Annotated in this window: 17 protein-coding genes; 3 read left to right on the top strand and 14 right to left on the bottom strand. The window is 49.2% G+C overall.

Annotation, left to right across the window (positions count from 1 at the left end; translation table 11 throughout):
* Positions 1-194: 194 nt before the first annotated feature.
* The 3 genes from KDK19_RS06280 to rluC form a co-directional block, all read right to left on the bottom strand.
* Positions 195-1,181, bottom strand: coding sequence for a S49 family peptidase (locus KDK19_RS06280; RefSeq protein ID WP_257252936.1), 987 nt, complete (start codon positions 1,179-1,181; stop codon positions 195-197).
* An 81-nt stretch (positions 1,182-1,262) separates the two neighbouring features.
* A complete protein-coding gene (locus KDK19_RS06275; RefSeq protein WP_257252935.1) occupies positions 1,263-1,922 on the bottom strand; it encodes an HAD-IIIA family hydrolase in 660 nt (219 codons plus the stop codon).
* Between the two features lie 77 nt (positions 1,923-1,999).
* A complete protein-coding gene (gene rluC / locus KDK19_RS06270) occupies positions 2,000-2,926 on the bottom strand; it encodes a 23S rRNA pseudouridine(955/2504/2580) synthase RluC (RefSeq protein WP_257281443.1) in 927 nt (308 codons plus the stop codon).
* A 626-nt stretch (positions 2,927-3,552) separates the two neighbouring features.
* Here rluC and rne point away from each other — a divergent pair.
* A complete protein-coding gene (gene rne / locus KDK19_RS06265; protein ID WP_257252931.1) occupies positions 3,553-6,531 on the top strand; it encodes a ribonuclease E in 2,979 nt (992 codons plus the stop codon).
* Between the two features lie 135 nt (positions 6,532-6,666).
* Here rne and KDK19_RS06260 read toward each other — a convergent pair whose 3' ends face one another.
* From KDK19_RS06260 to KDK19_RS06220, 9 genes are all read right to left on the bottom strand, one after another.
* A complete protein-coding gene (locus tag KDK19_RS06260; RefSeq protein ID WP_257252937.1) occupies positions 6,667-7,431 on the bottom strand; it encodes a DeoR/GlpR family transcriptional regulator in 765 nt (254 codons plus the stop codon).
* A 173-nt stretch (positions 7,432-7,604) separates the two neighbouring features.
* A complete protein-coding gene (locus tag KDK19_RS06255; protein ID WP_257287485.1) occupies positions 7,605-9,062 on the bottom strand; it encodes a L,D-transpeptidase family protein in 1,458 nt (485 codons plus the stop codon).
* Between the two features lie 171 nt (positions 9,063-9,233).
* A complete protein-coding gene (murB, locus tag KDK19_RS06250) occupies positions 9,234-10,247 on the bottom strand; it encodes a UDP-N-acetylmuramate dehydrogenase (RefSeq protein WP_257252929.1) in 1,014 nt (337 codons plus the stop codon).
* Positions 10,247-11,041 (bottom strand): 3-deoxy-manno-octulosonate cytidylyltransferase, encoded by a 795-nt coding sequence (gene kdsB, locus KDK19_RS06245; protein WP_257252928.1) that lies wholly within the window; start codon positions 11,039-11,041, stop codon positions 10,247-10,249. The genes murB and kdsB overlap by 1 nt, the downstream gene beginning before the upstream one ends.
* Positions 11,038-11,259, bottom strand: coding sequence for a Trm112 family protein (locus tag KDK19_RS06240; RefSeq protein WP_257252927.1), 222 nt, complete (start codon positions 11,257-11,259; stop codon positions 11,038-11,040). Before KDK19_RS06240 ends, kdsB begins: the two co-directional genes overlap by 4 nt.
* The gene (lpxK, locus tag KDK19_RS06235; protein WP_257291574.1) at positions 11,240-12,301 is read right to left on the bottom strand and encodes a tetraacyldisaccharide 4'-kinase; all 1,062 of its coding nucleotides are present in this window, start codon (positions 12,299-12,301) and stop codon (positions 11,240-11,242) included. The genes KDK19_RS06240 and lpxK overlap by 20 nt, the downstream gene beginning before the upstream one ends.
* Before the next feature lie 94 nt (positions 12,302-12,395).
* Entirely contained in the window at positions 12,396-12,824 is a 429-nt protein-coding gene (locus KDK19_RS06230) for a biopolymer transporter ExbD (protein WP_257252924.1), read from the bottom strand.
* Complete coding sequence (locus tag KDK19_RS06225; protein WP_257252922.1) at positions 12,824-13,453, bottom strand: MotA/TolQ/ExbB proton channel family protein; 630 nt, start codon at positions 13,451-13,453, stop codon at positions 12,824-12,826. The genes KDK19_RS06230 and KDK19_RS06225 overlap by 1 nt, the downstream gene beginning before the upstream one ends.
* Positions 13,454-13,588: 135 nt before the next feature.
* Positions 13,589-15,967 (bottom strand): DNA internalization-related competence protein ComEC/Rec2, encoded by a 2,379-nt coding sequence (locus KDK19_RS06220; protein WP_257291573.1) that lies wholly within the window; start codon positions 15,965-15,967, stop codon positions 13,589-13,591.
* Between the two features lie 331 nt (positions 15,968-16,298).
* Between KDK19_RS06220 and KDK19_RS06215 the strand changes: the two genes are divergently transcribed.
* Together KDK19_RS06215 and KDK19_RS06210 are read left to right on the top strand one after the other, a co-directional pair.
* The gene (locus KDK19_RS06215) at positions 16,299-16,826 is read left to right on the top strand and encodes a DUF2062 domain-containing protein (protein WP_257252920.1); all 528 of its coding nucleotides are present in this window, start codon (positions 16,299-16,301) and stop codon (positions 16,824-16,826) included.
* A gap of 196 nt (positions 16,827-17,022) precedes the next feature.
* A complete protein-coding gene (locus KDK19_RS06210) occupies positions 17,023-17,313 on the top strand; it encodes a hypothetical protein (RefSeq protein WP_257252918.1) in 291 nt (96 codons plus the stop codon).
* A 225-nt stretch (positions 17,314-17,538) separates the two neighbouring features.
* Here KDK19_RS06210 and KDK19_RS06205 read toward each other — a convergent pair whose 3' ends face one another.
* Together KDK19_RS06205 and KDK19_RS06200 are read right to left on the bottom strand one after the other, a co-directional pair.
* Entirely contained in the window at positions 17,539-17,934 is a 396-nt protein-coding gene (locus KDK19_RS06205) for a hypothetical protein (RefSeq protein WP_257252916.1), read from the bottom strand.
* A 303-nt stretch (positions 17,935-18,237) separates the two neighbouring features.
* A complete protein-coding gene (locus KDK19_RS06200) occupies positions 18,238-18,783 on the bottom strand; it encodes a hypothetical protein (RefSeq protein WP_257252914.1) in 546 nt (181 codons plus the stop codon).
* Between the last annotated feature and the right edge of the window lie 603 nt (positions 18,784-19,386).

Genomic DNA, 19,386 nt, shown 5'->3' with positions numbered 1-19,386 from the left:
GTTTAGCTCGCTTTTTTGATCTTGAAGCAGGATACAATACACTGAAAAACAACAGCAAAAACGATCTGGGCAAAAAAGACGCAGACAACACTATCTCCCAACCAGCCCATCACTACCTCTGACCATGTCAGAAGCAGTATGAAAAAGGCCAGTAAATCGCTGGCCATTTTCATACCTTAATCACTCCAAAAACATCACTGCAGCGATAGCGAGTTCAGCCCAAGCACTTTAACCGCAGTTGAGGCAACCCCCGCACCGAAATCTCTGGCAAAACGCTCAAAAGGTGTCAAACGCAGAGAAAAGTCGACAATTTCTTCCTCACCAATCACTTCACGAGCCACATAACCTGCACTGCCCAGACCATCAAGCAGACCCAGTCCTACCGCCTGCTCACCTGTCCAGACCATACCTGAAAAGATATCCTTGTTATCAGACAGTCGATCTCCACGCCCCTGCTTGACCACATTGATAAATTGATTGTGGATCGTATCCAGAGACTGCTGCCACCGCTGCGTAGCTTCAAAGTCTTGTGGCTGGAAAGGATCATTAAAGGCTTTGAATTCACCCGCAGTGTAGGTACGACGAGTCACACCCAGCTTTTTCATGGCGTCAACAAAGCCAAAGCCGGAAGAAATTACACCAATGGAACCCACCAGACTGGCTTTATCCGCATAAATCTTGTCAGCCGCCGCCGCTATGTAGTAACCACCTGAAGCACCAATATCCATGACCACTGCATAGAGAGGAGTCTGAGGATACATTTGTCTCAGACGCCTGATCTCGTCGTAAATGTAACCAGACTGAACGGGACTGCCACCAGGGCTGTTGATACGAAGAATAACACCCTTTGTGCCTTTATCTTCAAAAGCCGCGCGCAGCCCTGTAACCACTGAGTCAGCATTGACATCATCGGTGCCGATAACACCATCCAGGTCGACCAGAGCAGTGTGAGATACACTGGCTGGAGCACTGGAAAAATCCACATGCATGGCTTTATAGAAAACACCCACGGATACAAACAACCAAGCAAAGGTCAGAAGTTTGAAGAAAATCCCCCAGCGACGTGCACGGCGCTGCTCTCTCAGGGCCCCCTGAGCCAGATCCTCAATCAGCTTCCAGGCACGCCCATCTTTATCACCTGACTGTTCATAGTCATCACTCTCATTCCATGAACTACTCACTCAACTCACTCCTGTTATTTTCAATAACCTTTTCTGTTTCCCATTTGACCGGGGCACAAAACTGTTCTTTCACCGGGACTGTCAGCGTTTGCCCAACCAGTCAACCAACTCATCAAAAGAGCCCACCGTGTGCACAGGGCCATGCTCTTTGAGCCTGCATTCATCCTGCGCACCATAGCTGACCGCCACACTGTCCATGCCGGCATTGGCAGCCATGTCCAGATCAAACCCGGAATCCCCAACCATAAGCGCCTGATCTGCAGTCACACCAAACTCAGCCAGCAACTGTTCAAGCATCATCGGATGAGGTTTGGAATAAGCATCATCAGCTGTCCGGCTAGCCTCAAAATAGGGCTGGTAATCATTGGCGGCCATCGAGCGTTCCAGACCTGCTCTTTTTTTACCCGTAGCCACCGCCATTCTGACCCCAGCGCCTTTCAGACACTCCAGACCCCGGCTAACTCCGGGGAAAGGACGGGATGGCTTTTGCTCCAGCTCAAGATGAAAATCCCGGTATGCCTCACGATAAACGAGGGCCTGCTCTTCATCCAACCCGGGATAAAGTTTTGCAATTGCTTCTCCCAGACTCAGACCAATAATGCCTTTATAAGAATCATCTGCAAGAACAGGCAACGCCAAACTCTCTGCCGCCTTCACCAGAGCGGTCACAATATTGGGCACTGAGTCAATTAACGTGCCATCCCAGTCAAATACAACCAGTGAATACTCTTTTCTTTCCATCTTACCTGATCAATTTACTGCTGTTTGTCCTGATGCCCATAGCGCTGGAAAAACCGCGATCAACATCATTAAAAACATTAACCCCTGAGCGTCTCTAACACACCGCCAAGATCTTCCGGCAAAGGGGCATCAATTATTAAAGTCTGGCCGTCCGGCAGGACCAATCTGAGCCTGGCAGCGTGAAGATAAAGTCGCTTCAGCCCAAACTCTCTGAATCGTCTATTATCTTCATCTGACGTGTACTTTTCATCCCCGAGAATTGGGTACCCGGCATACAGACAATGCACCCTGATCTGGTGTGTTCTTCCGGTAACCGGACTGGCCTCTACCAAAGTGGCCATTTCACTGGCATGACTAAACCGCTCCAGGACCTTATAAAGGGTCTTTGAACGTTTACCTTCTAAATCAACCGTCACAACACGCTCTCCGGAACGAAGGGTATTTTTCAGCAAAGGCGCATTCACCAGAACCTTCCTGCTTGGCCAGCGCCCAAGGACGAGAGCGTTGTAGATTTTACTGATTTTGTCTTCCTTCAGTTGGGCATGAAGATAACGAAGCATGCTTCGTTTTTTAGCAATCATCAGACAGCCCGAGGTATCACGATCCAAACGATGGACCAGCTCCAGACTTCGCTCCTCGGGGCGAATATTTCTCAGGGTCTCAATAACACCGTGAGCAATACCGCTGCCACCATGAACAGCAATACCCGCTGGCTTATTGATGATGATCAGAGATTTGTCTTCATAAAGGATGGAGTCTTCAAGCTTCCGGGTAATGACCGCCCCCGGCGCTGCCACGGGAGCCATTTCTGAAACCCTGACAGGGGGAACCCTTAACAGATCTCCATCCTGAAGCCGGTAATCGGCGGTTACACGCTTTTTGTTTACCCTTACTTCACCCTTACGAATAATTCTGTAAACCCGGGTTTTAGGTACGCCTTTGAGAATCCGTATCAGGTAATTATCGACCCGCTGCCCGGCATCTTCGCTATCAATATTAATCATTTTTACCGCTGGGCGGGGTTCCCCGGCCTGCCGAGAGTCGTTCTGATGTCTATCCATAGTGCTATAGTATCAGCTTTCCCCCATTTGAAGCACTTACTGATTGCTGGTATAGTTGAGGCACTGCCTTGTGCATATCTGAAGAGGCAGTTCGATTTACGAAACCTGAGAGCGGCCGACAGCGGGATTGGCAAGTACAAAGAGCCATCAAGCCACTTGAAGCAGAGCCGATGACACTCAGGACAGATGAAACACCATCACGGCCCAGCCGTGTAAGATAAACAGCGCTACTCTCTGTCAAGCAGTGCACCCCCGGATTCCGGGCGTGAGGAAAACTCCGGGAAAGTTGACATTATCATCGGCCTATTTTTTTATCGAGCCAATCGCTATCGATAAACGCCGAAAACTCCCGGCAAGACTGAATTCCCCGCCCAGGGTGGCCCGTCTGGATCAAGACCTGGTCACCAGTTTGATGCTATATCGTTACAAAGCAGGTTAAAGAAGTACTGGGAAGTAACTCTGATAGCACAGATTATAAACCGGCAGTTCCGCATCAGTGACGGACCGGAAAACAAGAAAACGGGCAGTGCCGGCTTGAGAGGCTAGCCTCTGAATTTATTCGGTACTCTATGAAGAGAATGTTAATCAATGCAACTCAGTCTGAAGAGTTGCGCGTTGCACTGGTTGATGGCCAGCGACTATACGATCTGGACATTGAGTCCGGCGCTCGTAAACAGAAAAAAGCTAATATCTACAAAGGAAAAATCACCCGGGTTGAGCCCAGCCTGGAGGCTGCTTTTGTCGATTTTGGCGCTGAACGTCACGGATTCCTCCCCCTGAAAGAGATATCCCGGGAATACTTCAGCTCCCCCCACCAAGGTGGTCGCCCCAATATCAGGGACGTCATCAGGGAAGGGCAGGAAGTCATTGTTCAGGTTGATAAGGAAGAGCGTGGTAACAAAGGTGCGGCTCTCACGACACTAGTCAGCCTGGCAGGTCGTTACCTTGTTCTGATGCCGAACAACCCCAGAGCCGGCGGTATTTCCCGTCGCATTGAAGGTAATGAGCGGGCTGAGCTCCGTGAAATTCTCAGCAACCTCAATACCCCTTCCGAAATGGGTGTTATTGTGCGCACCGCGGGCCTCGGTTGCTCCAGAGAAGAGCTGCAATGGGACCTCGACTACCTGCTTCAACTCTGGAGTTCCATCAAAGATGCAGCGCAAAAGCCTGCACCCATGCTGATTTATCAGGAAAGCAACGTTATTATTCGTGCGATCCGAGATTATCTGCGTCAGGACATTGGCGAAGTACTGATCGACAAAACCAGCGTATTTGACGAAGCCCTGGATTTCATCAGGCGCGTGATGCCTCAATATCAGCACAAGGTCAAGCTGTATAAAGACAGCATTCCACTGTTCAACCGCTTCCAGATCGAATCCCAGATTGAAACAGCCTTCCAGCGCGAAGTTAAGCTACCTTCCGGTGGTTCTATTGTCATTGACCCCACTGAAGCCCTGGTTTCCATTGACATTAACTCCGCCCGTGCAACCCGTGGTGGCGATATCGAAGAAACCGCACTGAACACCAACCTGGAAGCGGCCGATGAAATTGCCCGGCAGCTCAGACTCCGTGATATCGGCGGTCTGATTGTGATCGACTTCATCGACATGAGCCACAACCGCAATCAGCGCGAAGTCGAGAACCGCATCCGTCAGGCTCTATCCATGGATCGCGCGCGCGTCCAGACCGGACGAATTTCTCTATTCGGGCTGCTGGAAATGTCACGTCAGCGTCTGCGCCCTTCACTGGGTGAAACCAGCGGCGTAGTCTGCCCAAGATGTTCTGGTCAGGGTACTATCCGTGACATTGAATCTCTGGCTTTATCCATCCTACGTTTAATGGAAGAAGAAGCCCTGAAAGACAAGACTTCTGAAATCCGTGCCCAGGTACCAGTCGCTGTAGCTGCATTCCTGTTAAATGAGAAACGGCAGACCATCGCCAAGATTGAGAAACGTCACAGGATCCGCATTGTTGCGATTCCCAACCCTAATCTCGAAACGCCTCATTACGACGTACAGCGCCTAAGAGATGACCACGTACTGGAAGGCTCTGAGAGCAGCTACGAAATCATCTCTGCCGAAGAACCACAGGAAGAAAAAGCGGCTTCTTCCCAGACCAAAGCTACACCCCGGCAGGAAGCGGCAGTCAAGAACGTAGCTCCGACTCAACCTGCGCCGGCTCAGGCTGAAAAACAAGGCCTGCTTAAATCTTTTGTCAAAGCGATTGGCGGCCTCTTCGCAGCTGAAGAAACCCCTGAAAAGCCTGCCCAGACTGAAACTCACAAACCTGCTCGTCAGCCAAGAGATCGCAATAGTCAACAACGCGACTCTCAACAACGGGATCATCGTGGCCAGCGCCAGCAACGCACTAAGCCACAGCACCACAAAGAGCAGCCTGATGGTCGCCAAGCTCGCCACGAGCGCCGTCGCAGTGGTCGCCAGCAGGACGAGAGAAAAGACAACACGTCCCGGCAGGAACGCAATATTCGCCAGCAGCCGGAAGAGCGTAGCTCTCGTCGCCTGCAACAAGAAAGAAGAGATCGTCGTGAGCCTTTAACAGAACCGAAACATCAGGACCAGACCACTTCTGAACAGCAGGAAGATAACCGTCGTCGCCGTCGCCCCGGCACTGCACATCGCAGAAGAAACAACCGCCCCTCCCAGAGAGATCGAAGCCAACTGGAACAACCTGTACTGCCTTCACTCTCAAAGCCTGAAGAAAGCAGGACAGATGACCCGGCACACCCTGCGGCCACCCGGGCACCTGCGGCTATTAATGCGCCTGCGGCTGTTAAAGAGCCTTTAGAACAAGCTCCTCAAAGGCAGAGAAATAAACCAGCTCTCCAACAGGGAGTAAAAACGCCGCAGGAAGCTTCGGCTGAAAACACGGTTACCAGAGAATCCAGGCAGCAAGTTACCCACCAGCCAGAAACGGTCGAGGTAGTTGCCGAAGCGCCAGCAATCAGACAGACTGAAGAAGCTGTCAGCAAGCCAGCTCCTGCCACTGAGCAGAAGCCTCACGCTGAAGACGTCCGTCATAAAGCAGATGCTACGCAGCCGGTTACAGAAGGACTTAAAACCACCACACCTCGAATGACTGAAATGGCCAAGGCAGTGGCCGCCAATAGCCACAGAGAGGCAACTCCTCTTCAGCAGCCGAATATTCCGGTTCAGCCAGGTGCTGAACCCAGAGCTGCAAAAGCAGAAGAATCTGCCAAGCCTGCCGCTGTGGGGACTGAGACCACCATGGCAGCTGCTCCAGCAGAGACAGAAACACCCTCTCCGGCACAATCGACTGAAGCCGCACCTCAAAACCAGGAAGCCCCTGAGGCGGTCAAGCCTGATGCTTTAGCTGAGCCAACCTCGAATATTGTTGAGTTCAGCAAGAAGGAAGAGCCTGCCCCGCGCCGCAGACGCAGCCGCGCTCACAACGACCCTCGTATGAAGCGTCGCCAGGAGCAACAGCGAGCTACAGCAGCTACTCAGCAGTCTGAAAACAAACCATCTGAAGACCAAAAATCCGCTGTCTCTGCATCACAGGAAAACTAATAATCCAGCCCGGTGAGCCATCACCGGGCTTAGTTGTTTCGAAGAGAGTCCATCGTTGTAGACCTGTCAGACTACATCGACTCTTATAAAAAAAAGGAGAGGTAATACCTCTCCTTTTTTTAACAACGATAATTGCTAGTCGCAAATCACCAACTCTATCGCCGAATTTGCTATAACCTCCTCGAGTGGCTCAGGTGGCTCAACATCCGTGAATAAGACATCAATCTGCTCAAGATGCCCCAACCTGACCATGGCACTCCGTCCGTATTTACTATGGTCTGCCGCCAGAAAACAGTGTTTGGCATTACCAATCATGGCCTGTGCGACCCTAACCTCATGATAATCGAAGTCCATCAGGGCTCCGTCCATATCGATACCACTGATCCCCATAACAGCATAATCTACTCTGAATTGTTCAATAAAATCCCGAGTTGCCTGACCGACAATACCACCATCACGATTTCGAACTTCCCCCCCTGCAATCACAACGGTAAAGTCTTCACGCTGTAAAAGAATTGAAGCCACATGAAGGTTATTGGTAACGACTCTTAACGCCCTGTGATTAAGCAATGCCCTGGCAACCGCTTCAGTTGAAGTGCCGATATTGATAAACAGCGATGCACCATCAGGTATTCTCTTGACCAGCTCTGCTGCAATGCGATCCTTTTCTTCACTCAGGCTCATCTTTCGCTCAGAATAAGCAGTATTAACAGTACTACTGGACGGCAGACCTGCCCCACCATGATGCCGTGAGATCAGTTTTTTTTTGTCCAACTCATTGAGATCTCTGCGAATCGTCTGGGCAGCCACTTTAAAGTGTTGCACCAATTCATCTGTCGTCATAAAGCCATGCTGACGAATTAAATCAACAATCAATTCCTGACGATGGGTCTGAGGTATAGAAGACACAGCGGCTGTCTTGGCAGTCATCCGAAAACTCTTATCGGCTAAAAACACCCTGTCCCTGAAAGTAACAGAGTGTCAATCCATGAAGATGGTCCAGTCAATACCGTCAGCATACCAACTTACAATGCCTATAGCGAAGATAATTCGAAAGCCTGTTTTGATTGCACTTACAGTCTGGCCAACAAAGCATCATCCAGGTTGTAAATGTCCGGCCTGAATCGAACACGGCCACTGCTATCTGGCCAGGCTGTGAAGTAAACAAAATAGAGTGGAACGGGTTTTCTGAGTTTTAACTTACCTGTCTCCGTGGTGGCCTGCAACGTCCTTACTTCATTTTCCATTCCCTGACTTTTAAGAATATTACCGATTAAATGCTCAATATTCTCAACCCGGGTGCAACCGGAACTGAAGGTTCTGACAGACTGCCTGAAAAGATCTGGCTTGTCAGTATCGTGCAGATAGACACTGTAGGCATTGGGAGAGTCCAACTTATACTTACCCAATGGATTCACCTTCCCCGGCTTCTGCTCCAAACGATAGGGAAAGCCCCTCTGACTGTATTTGTTCCAGTTGATAGTATCAGGATCCAGCTCTCTTGCACTTGATTTCCAGCTCTCATAAACAGAAAAACCCTCACGTTTCAGGAATGCAGGATCTTTCTGAGCCCTTCTCAATAACGAAGTTGAGGAAATAGAAGATGGTACTCGCCAGTAAGGATTGACTGTAATACTCTCTATACTTTCCTGAAAAATCGGAGTCTGGCGAGAAGGCTTGCCAACGATGGCCCGATAGAGCCTCTGTTTTTCTCTACCCGTCACCCAGGCCACATTAAAACCAGCAATATCCACCAGCACATGAGGATAAGGCAATGATCTGGGCATCCACCTCATTCGCTCCATATTCACCTTCAGGACTTTGATTCTTTCAAGGGTTAATGCAACCAGAGCCTGACGAGTGCGCTGACCAATATACCCGTCCGCACGAATCCTATATTGCTTTTGTAAATTCTTGATCACTGACGTGTGGGATCGACTGAACTGCCCTGCTGGCAAACGATCGGCCAGATCCAGATCAATCAACCATCGGTTCAGAGTCAAAATGGAAGGATGACGATCTCCTTCTTGCAGCACCCTATCCGCCGGAAAGTGATCAATGGCTTTTTCCAGATGAGTATTCAATCGTTGCAGTGTTTTCTTGAACAACTCATATTGCGGCAGCCTGGGCTCAATCAAATCAAGCGAGTTGGAGTCCATATGCTCCTGTAATACAGGCAAGGCAGCTGTGTCTGCAATCCTCCATCCGGGCTGATAAACTCTTCTGTCCAGTCGCCCGGTATCCAGATAAGCCGCAAATTCGGAAGCTACTTTTCGAACATTCTGCTCAGAGGGATCAGTCGCCAACTGCAGCCACTGACTCTGAGGGAACTCAATACCGTGCTGGGGCGCTGTCGACATCCAACTGATCAACTGCTGACTGGAAGCAGCTTCTGAATGGCCTTCACTCTTGATTCGGACACCGGGCTCTGAGAAGGCGGAAGGGGCTGACAGCCAATCTTCCGCGGACACGCTTGTAACCAATAGGCTCACAAACAGGTATGGCACCAATAATGACAGAACACTGCGCATGAAAACTCCATTTACAGTACAAGCCTCACTGCATCACAGGCTTTCATCGAACAGAAAAAATCTCGTACTTACTTAAGAGTAGACAGCCCGGAAACGGTTTTTTCTTCACCACAAGAAGGGAAAAAGATTGCCAGAAAACTGGCACTGGTTTTTGAGAGAACAGAATAAAAATCAATAGACTCTTGGTTCCATCTCAAGCTCGACACCGAACTGATCATGAACAACAGCCCGGATGTGTCTGGCCAGCCTCAGCAAATCATCAGGCTCTGCCCCGCCATGATTGACCAGTACCAGAGCCTGCTTGTGATAAGTGCCAACCGATCCCTGACGAAAACCCTTGAGGCCTGCCCGATCAATCAGCCAGCCAGCGGCCAGCTTCCAACGCCCTTCAAAGGGATAGGCCACGATGTCAGGGTAATCTGTCTGCACCCTCTTCAAAAGCGCTTCATCCACCAGAGGGTTTTTAAAAAAGCTACCGGCATTACCCAGTTCTGATGGGTCAGGCAACTTTTCTCTGCGAATATCACAGACCACGTCACTGATCGCAAAGGCATCAGGATGCTTGTTTGAGCGCCGCTCTACTTCCTGCTGCAAATGGCCATAAGAGAGTCTGGGCAACCAGTTGGCATCCAGAGCAAACGTAACAGAAGTGATAATAAAATGGTCACGAGCCGACTGTTTGAAGATCGAGTCACGATAGCCAAACTGGCAATCCTCAAGAGAAAAGCATTTCAGTTCTCCAGACTGAATATCCAGCGCTTCCAGACTCTGGAAGTAATCTTTGATTTCAACACCATAAGCACCAATATTCTGAATCGGCGCTGCACCCACATTCCCCGGAATCAGGGAGAGATTCTCAAGCCCAAATGCCCGTTTACCCAAAGTCCAGCGGACAAACCCATGCCAGTTCTCACCCGCTCCCGCAGTCACACTGACACATCCAGCCTCTCGGGAAATGATCTTTTTACCAAGGATATTGACATGAATAAACAAAGCTTCCTGATCACTACTTAACACCAGATTACTGCCTCCCCCCAGAGGAACAACGGGCAGTTTTTTCAGAGTGGCAAAAGCGATGGCCTCATGAAGGTCCCCGATCGAGCCTACCTCAGCAAAATAGCGAGCATTGACCCTGAAACCAAAGGTATTCAGGGCTTCGAGGGAATAGTTTTCAAGAATTCTCATCAGGAAATATCGGCCAGCCTGTTTTCCACGAGCCCCCTGATCACTTTAAGATCAGCTTCCGTATCCACCCCATGGGGAGGCGTCTCCATGGCGTCAGCCACGTGAATACGATGGCCATTCCAGAGCAGTCTCAACTGTTCGAGAGACTCAACGGACTCAACCGGACTCTGTTCCCATTGCACATACTGATTCAGCAGACTGACACGATACGCATAGATACCAATGTGGCGTCTGTAAATATCCACTGTGGGCAGTGAGCTGCCATTCTCGGCAAACTCATCTCTGGCCCAGGGCACAGGAGCGCGACTGAAGTAAAGGGCAAACCCTTCACGATCAGTCACTACTTTGACCACATTGGGATTAAACAGATCGGCTCGATTCCGCACAGGCTCGGAAAGTGTTGCAGCACCCGCTGTCTCAGTCTTTATCAGATTATTAGCCACCTGATCGATGACTTTTGCCGGAATCAGTGGCTCATCACCCTGCACATTAACAATCACTTCGTTGTCACCCATTTCATAGAGACGAGTGACCTCCTGAAGACGATCGGTTCCTGAAGGATGGCCGGCCAGCGTCATGCAAGCCTCGGCATCGAACTTTTCAACGGCATTGATGATACGCTCATCATCAGTCGCGATAATGACACGAGTGGCCTGACTCTCACAGGCTCGCTCATAGACGTGCTGAATCATAGGCTTACCGCAGATATCAATCAGTGGCTTGCCGGGCAGACGACTGGAACTGAATCGGGCAGGAATAACAACTGTAAACGGAGCAGTGGAAGCACTCATCATGCAGATGTATCCTCTTGGGAAGATGCCGCCTCGCCGCCCTCCAGCCGCTCATCAGCAGTCAGGGTACGAGCTTCGTTTTCCAGCATGACAGGAATACCATCACGAATGGGATAGGCCATGCCGCAGGGTCGACAAATCAGCTCAGCCGCTGATTTGTCGTATTTCAGATTGCCCTTGCAGAGGGGACAGGCCAGAATCTCAAACAGCTTCTTGTCCATGGGTATCCTTATCAGACCGACTCTGCGGCCCATTAGTTTCAATCAGTGTCAGAATGCGTTCAAAAACCGTCTCAGGCACTCTGGCCCGAACCGGCAGAAACCAGAAACGGGATTCTGCGAAAGCAGAGCATTTTACTGCATCCTTGGCCGTCATGATAACGGGCAGATTGTCCCGAAACTGAAAATCTTCTTTCCTGAACCCATAATGATCGGGAAAAGGATGGGGAATCACCTCATATCCCAGTTTTTCCAGCGTTCTGAAAAAGCGCTCCGGATTCCCTATACCTGCCACTGCATGAACTTTACCGGAGACAGGCGGCTGATCCGTATTCTTCCCATTGACAGGCCTGAGTGCATCAGGCTCAAGGAAAAAACAGTCAAAGTGACAATCAACCACACCGGAGGGCTTACCATTGATCACAACCTGATCGACTTCCCTGAGCCTGCCGGGTGGCTCCCTGAGGGGCCCGGCAGGCAAGTTGAGACCATTACCCAGCATTCTCTGGCCATCCAACACCACCAATTCAACGTGACGATCCAGATTATAGTGTTGAAGACCATCATCAGCGATCACCAGATTACAATTTTTCTGCTCAATCAGTGCTTTTGCTGCTGAAACCCGATCCGGATCCACCATGATCGGGACATTCAGCTGCTGAGCCAGCATTACAGGCTCATCCCCAACCAGTGCAGGATCGGACTCAGGCAAAACTTCTGCGGGTAATTGAATGCTTTTGTCGGCTCCAAAGCCGCGACTGGCGACCCCTGGCTTAAATCCCTGCCGGATTAATCTTGCTACCAAACTGGCTACAAAAGGCGTCTTACCCGTACCCCCTACCGTAATATTGCCAACAATAATGACGGGAACAGGCGACCGCCAGCGCTCGGAGTGTTCCAGCTTCATCCGGCGATTTCGGGCTATCCGGGCGTATAAAAAAGACAATGGAAGCAACAGTCGGGTCCAGAACCCGCGGCCGTACCATGAGTTGAGAACCGAGTCACCGATTACTGCCTGCCAACGACGAGATTCTTTGTTTTCCATGAGGAGTCAGTCACTCTTAACTAAAAAATGCAAACGCAGCCTGTGAAGACTGCGCTTGTATCAGAGGTCACGGGCCTTTCTGGCTCATTCACCGTTACTGCTCTGATTCTACCGGTTTTCGAGTTGTCATGCTGAGGTTTGCAAAACCCAGCTGTCCGGCAGCATCCATGGCGGTTACCACTGACTGATAAGGCGTATTGGCGTCTGCCGTGATAGTAAGAGGCAGGTTGGAGTCTCCTTCACTGACTTTTGCCAAGGCATTTTTCAGTGTGTCCAGACTGCTGTTCACGAGAGACCGTCCGTTCACAGCATAATAACCTTCACGGCTGATGGTAATTTCCACCCGGGTCTTCTCAACAGCTGCTCTTTGCTCACCACTGGCCTCCGGTAAATCAATGGCCAGCTGAGTCTCCTTGGTGAAGGTCGTCGAAACCATAAAGAAGATCAGCAATAAAAAGACCACGTCAATCAGTGGTGTCAGGTTGAGCGAGACCTCTTCCCGGGACTGGCGACGAAATTTCATCACTTGCCCTCGCGGTCTTTTAGCTTTCGCTCTCCCTGAAGCACTTCCACCAACTTGGTGGCTTCCTGCTCCATGGTGACAACCAGCTCATCCACACGGCGGGTAAAATAACGGTGAAAGATCAGGCTGGGAATCGCCACGGTCAGGCCAGCTGCAGTGGTAATCAGAGCTTTGGAGATCCCCCCTGCCAGCACGCCGGCATTACCTGTGCCTTCCAGCATGATCACGGTAAACACATCAATCATACCAATCACTGTACCCAACAGGCCCAGCAAAGGCGCAATGGCAGCAACCGTTCCCAAAGTATTAAGATAACGTTCCAGTTCATGAATAACCCTGCCAGCCTGCTCCTCAATACTTTCTTTCATGATATCGCGGCCATACCGGGCATTACTGATGCCTGCCGCAAGGATTTCACCCAACGGAGACCCGCTCCTCAAGCCACTGACTTTCTTGCTGTCCAGGTCATTATTCTTGATCCACTTCCAGACCTGAGACAGAGTATTTCTGGGTGCAATGCGCGACGGCCTGAGCGTCCAGAGACGTTCAAAAATAATTGCCATGGCAATGACAGAACTCAGCAGGATTGGCAGCATCAGCCAACCACCGGATTTCACCAATTCGAACACAGCCCATTCCCTTCCAGAAGCCTGTTTAATGAAAAGACTCTACCATAGAGCATCAGCTTAAAACCACGAACACATGCGTATCAGCCGCAATATTGCCAACAATATGGCTGCAACGATTAAACTGTAGCTCTACACTCAGCGCCACCAATATCTGGCACTTTGAATTTTGTACTTTTTCACTGCCTCCGGGCCCCTCCCCATGACAAAACTAAGCGTTCCTGAAGTAGCCGTGTTGTAGAGAGTTGCCCCGAGTCGCTCAACCCGATTCAGGGTCTCCTCCGCCGGATGTCCATATGGATTTCGATAACCCGAGGACACCAGCACCTGTGATGGATTGACCAGGGACAAAAACGCTTGCGAACCTGAAAAACGGCTACCATGATGTGGAAGCAGTAGGTAGTCAGCCTCGAGACTTTCAAACTGATTGATTAGAAGAGACTCGGTTTTTTTACCAATATCACCGGTTAAGAGCAGCTTTTCATTACCTGCTGTCACTCTCAACACACAAGATCGCTCGTTGTCAGAAACCGATAACCGGCTGCCCGACAAAACCTCGAACTCTACTCCGTCCCATTGCCATTTCATTCCAGGCAGACAGGGACTCATTGCCCCCTCAAACCCGGTAACCGCAGAGCCCGACATAATTTCTGCTTCTGGGTACCGTTGATGAATCAATTCAAGCCCACCCGAATGATCGTTATCCCCGTGAGAAATTATGACACGGTCTACCCGGTCAATTCCAAGGCGGCTGAGATACGGAACAATGATACCATCCACCGAGTTGAAACGGCCTCTGGAAGCCACTCCGGTATCATACAACAGTATGTTCTGACGAGTTTGCAAGAGCACTGCAACCCCCTGCCCCACATCCAGTACAGCCACTTTCACCTCTCCTGCTGCCGGGTGATCCTTGTCAGGAAAAAAAAGAGGCAGCAGAAAAAAGGGGAAAAGTACTCTTAACCCAAGCCCCCTGGGTGTAGCCAGAACCAATACAGCTCCAGCAATCAGGACAACTTGTACCAGTCCTATGCTAACAACAGGCATGAAAGCAGGCACTGATGAGACGGTGGCCAGCCCCACATCCCAAAACCTGAAAGCGTCATCCAGAAAATGAAGAATACCGATAGAGACCGAAAAGAAAAACGGCTGCAATGCCAGCGCAAGAAAAGCAGCAGGTACGACCAGTAGCCCCATGACAGGAATCGCAACAAGATTAATCAGGGGCGAAAACAGGGATACCGATTGCTGATTGAACAACAACATGGGAGCCAACATCAGGAAAACCAGCCATTGAGGTCTAAGCCAGAGCCTCGTCCTGCCTCCCATGTTGATATCGGCATTCATAAAAATCCTGCCACAGCAACCGTAGAGCAAAATGCCTACCGCCGAAAAGGAATACCAGAAACCGGCACTGGTTATTGCCAAAGGCTCGATGGACAGAACGACACAAAGCGCCAGCAGGAACAAAGTCGTGGGCCTGGCTTTAATACCCAGCAAAGGACCCGATAATGCCAGACCGGTCATCACCAGTGCTCTTTGAACCGGCACCGTAAAGCCGGCCATGAAGGCATAGATCAGGGCAAACAATAAACCGGCCCCGGCAGCATATCGGGGCAAGGTCATCTTCCTGAGAGGAAGAGCGCCTGTTCGGGCCAGCATCATCGTTAGCCAGTAACCGACTGCCGCCATGAGACCTATATGCAGACCCGAAATCACCATTAAATGAGTCGTACCGGTCTGATTCAACGATTCCCATTGTTGCTGAGAGATTCCCGACTTATCACCTATTAACAAGGCTGATAACAAGGCGGCAGAATTTTTGCTGCAATGTTCATAGAGCCACTGTCGTACCGCACTTCTATATCGACTTCTGAAAAAAACCATATCATCTGAAGTCGCTATTTTTTCACCTGACTTAACATAACCCGTTGCCTGTATATTCTCTCTGGCCGCCCAGGCCTCTCTGTCAAAAGCCCCCGGACTGCGATTGCCCCGAGGGTGCTTAATCCGTACCTGTAACTGCCACAAGTCTCCAGCCTGAATTTCAGGTGCCTGATACCAACTAAGTCGAATCTTTTTAAGATGCTCAGCAGTCTTCCCTTCCACGGTTTTCACAGTAAAATCAAAGCGGGTGAGGTGCAGGTGATAAGCAGGCATATCAGAGATGAATCCTGTTACTGTCATCGCTCTGCTTTCTTGCTCTCTGTTTATCCAGCTCTTCTTCAACCCATCAGCATGTAAAAACCCTGTAAAGATTCCGATCAATCCCAACCCCAGATAAAGAAGGATCAACACCGAAAAACCCTTAGGGAAGTCATTGCCACCCGTTACAATGCTCTGGCAAGCCACAGCCTCTTTGATGACATGCAGCAGTCCTATCACAATAAACACCAGGGCCAAAACGCCGATAAACCAAATAGACATATCGCCTGGTATTGCCGGAAAAAGAACCGTCAGCACTATTCCCGATAAATAGCTACAGTAAGCTGTGGGAAGACGGATAGTGTGTTTCATTTAATCAGTGCATAATGTCGAGTTTTTTTACAGAGAGCGCACAGGTCAGACCCAATATGAGTTTGGCGCACGTATCAGGCTCTCAGCATAGTCATCAAGATTGGATTATGCTGGGGGGTATCACTGTTAGATGGCATAACGTCAAACGGTTCTGCAAGGCAATGAGAGGGTGAGTGATTAATGCTCACAAAACTGCCTGATCAAAACAACCGGGGACAACCGAGCCTCAGGGAGTGAGTCTTTGCATTCGATTCACTGCTTTTGGAACGATTTGTCCACACTGCAGACTGGAAATCAGTCTCAGATCAAAGAAAGAGTATATTTAAGGGACATGGCGAGGAAACTGATACAACGCTATCTGCCGGATCCGGGAACCATCAAGGGCAACCGCCATCTGCGATTTCTGGGCAGCGCTATTCACGATGCCAACCTCTGGCACCTGAATCGACGTTCAGCAGCCAGTGCTTTTTTCGTGGGCGTGTTCTGTGCTTTTATACCCATGCCCTTCCAGATGGTTGTGGCTGCTGCCATGGCCGTCATATTCCGCTGCAACCTGCCCCTTTCGGTAGCCCTGGTCTGGATCACCAACCCGGTCACCATGCCAGCCATCTTTTATTTCACTTATAAGGTGGGATGCCACATCCTGGATGTTCCCATCAGTGAAACGTCCTTCGAACTCTCTTTACATGGCGTGGGTGTCGGGCTGGCCAAAATCTGGAAACCCCTCTATCTTGGCTCATTAATTACCGGTGTTATTCTTGGTTTTCTTGGCTACCTGCTGATCAGGCTCTATTGGCGCTGGAATGTCGTTCATCAGTGGCGTCAGCGGCGCAAACGTATAATATGCAAAAAACCATAGACTCACCCATGTCTTGCGTCCCTTCATGGCAAGTATTCCAGTCGGGTCATAAACGAATGAATTTCACGGAAAATGCGACATTTTCATTCTATTGCTATGGACATGAGATCACGGTCTTCCTATAGTTAGCGACATGAGTTAAGGCACTCACCATTTGAAAAACTCTTTTTGACTCCTCGGTAATCCAAATACTGCCATGCAAAGAAGCTTCCAAAAGCGCAAGCCAAAACTGGAAGGTCGCGGTGTTCTTGAGAACATCAGCACCGAAGGCCCACACAGTGACTGGCTGGGTATGCCAGATTATTATATCCATACACTGACCATATCTGATGACGAATATAAATATCTCTCCGCCGACAAGATTCTGGAGGTTGCTGTGGGTGATACGGTCGTTTTCCGCTATAAAGAACAGAGCAATGAGAAGCGTATCGACAAACGCTCGTTGGGTATCTACATTGACCCGAGTCAGTATATGAACAACAGCTAATTCATACTTTCTGAGCTGCACTTCTATGGGAGTGCAGCCAGCCTTTGTACCTTTTCCATCAGATCAGGTGGGCTGGCCTTATCAGCAAGTTCCTTAGTGATTGACCCGATGAAAATATATGCTTCGCAACTCTTTTTTCCATTGTTCATAAACAACGGATATTGGCAAAAAGCAAAAAACATCAAATACCTCGCCATACCGACCAGAGTGCAATGACTAACGCTCTTAAAATTGATGAAACTCACGCAGAAAGCTCTTTCTGTCGTGCATAAATTTCCGATGTTCCGGGTGACTCAGTGATCGCCTCTTTTCAGTGAATGCAGGGGCAATGAAACCCCAATTTGAATTTCGAGCAAAGTACACGACTACATCGACATTACTTTCTGACCACTGATTATGTACAATGTGGTCGTCACTGGAGGCTTCGACGGTTTTGACCTGTATTCTGTAATAGCTGGGCCCATCAGAAATTAATATGTCCGTTTGGTGTCCATGATCCAGAATAGGCAGAAAAACCTGCCAACCATCCTGCATCAACCAACTGACAACGATACTTTCATAGGACGTATTTTTTAATGCCTGATGCGTGCTGGCTTTGGTCTGAGTCATTCTTCTTGGCATTGCTTTTCCTTTAGATTTTTGAATCACATACGCTAAGTCTTAGATTGCTCTAAAACAGTACCTTTCGTCTGCCAATTTATCCAATACAAACCGATCAAAAACCTCTAAACGGAAAACAAAAATAACGTACTTTTTAAAAATCGAAGTGGAGAAAACAGTGCATTGGCACACCCGGAAATCCACCTTGTACGCAGGGCTGCAATAGCAAATGACCGCTCAGCCAAGCAAACTTGTCGTCACTGAGACCTTGGCTTCCAGAGAGTTTGCCACCATCGTTATTGATAGCCATCAATAGCGCCATGCTTATTCAACGTAAGGGTATGCAAGCGACATTCGGTGATTGGAAAGCTTTATAGTCACCCTGGATTGCCATGAAGGGTCATACCTCTCCACAATACCGCGCACTTTCAGATAATTCTTGTGATCCGCTGCTATGAATTCACCGTTGATCTCTCCGCTTAACCTCTTCCCGTGTAGATTGATGTTCTGAAACCAAAAGCTGAAATGGTAGCCATTGCATAGGTTGGCTAAATCCTCTGAGTTGCCATAGGGATTAACCAAATAGTACTCTTCTCTGCCGTCAGGTTTGAGTTGCAGGGTCAGGACCATAAGTCCACCAGGATTGACATGCAATTTCAGCATCAATTTGTTGATACTGATGTTATATAATTTGGCCATATATTGAGCATCAAGCCTATAGGTTCCTGCAGGAATGGCACACGAAGTAATTGCACGTCCGAACACATGCGGTTGGGGCATTGCGTCGTACTTAGGATAAGGAGGGAACTCAAAGCCAATTGCAAAAACCAGCTGTGGAATAGCCACTAGGCTGTACCAGTATTTTTTCATGATGTATTACCCTATCGTCAGGAATCTAAGCGTTAAAGCTAACTGATGAGATTCTTCAGGATAGACGAAAGCCAGGATCTATTGTGCATCCACAGGATGGTTAAGATTGTTACGGCAAAGTACCACCCAAGTTATAGCTGATGGTTGTCCTCGACTCCGATTGACTCCTGCCGACTCCTCTTAACCTACCAACTTCCTGTAGACAGCACTTATTGCCCTGCAGCTCTTTCGTTATTCTCAATTTCCATGCAGCCATCAAAGTAGCACGCAAAATATAAATACATTGTTAATCGTGCAACTGAATCAGAGTTGACATAAAAAATCTGAGTGCAGTTGATAATTGACTCCTAAACGCGCAAAGATACTGATCTCGGATTTTTTCCGTCAACCAGTGCCAAGCCCGAATTTCACCCTGGTGCTGGCATTATTCTGTGCTGCTGAATACCCACATTAGCTAGCGGTTCGCAAGGACCCTTCGCCTTTCAGAAAGCCACTTATGACGAGGCTTTCAGAGTATCAAGCTGATGATAATAAACTTTTCTAAGCAGGGGTTAAAAACAGTTCGCAATAATCTATTATAATCTAAAACTATCTAATACAATC

The organism is Endozoicomonas sp. ONNA1 (genome assembly GCF_024606325.1).
Lineage (GTDB): Bacteria > Pseudomonadota > Gammaproteobacteria > Pseudomonadales > Endozoicomonadaceae > Endozoicomonas_A.
The sequence above is the reverse complement of the archived record's forward strand: the minus strand, read 5'-3'. Positions and strand labels throughout refer to the sequence as shown.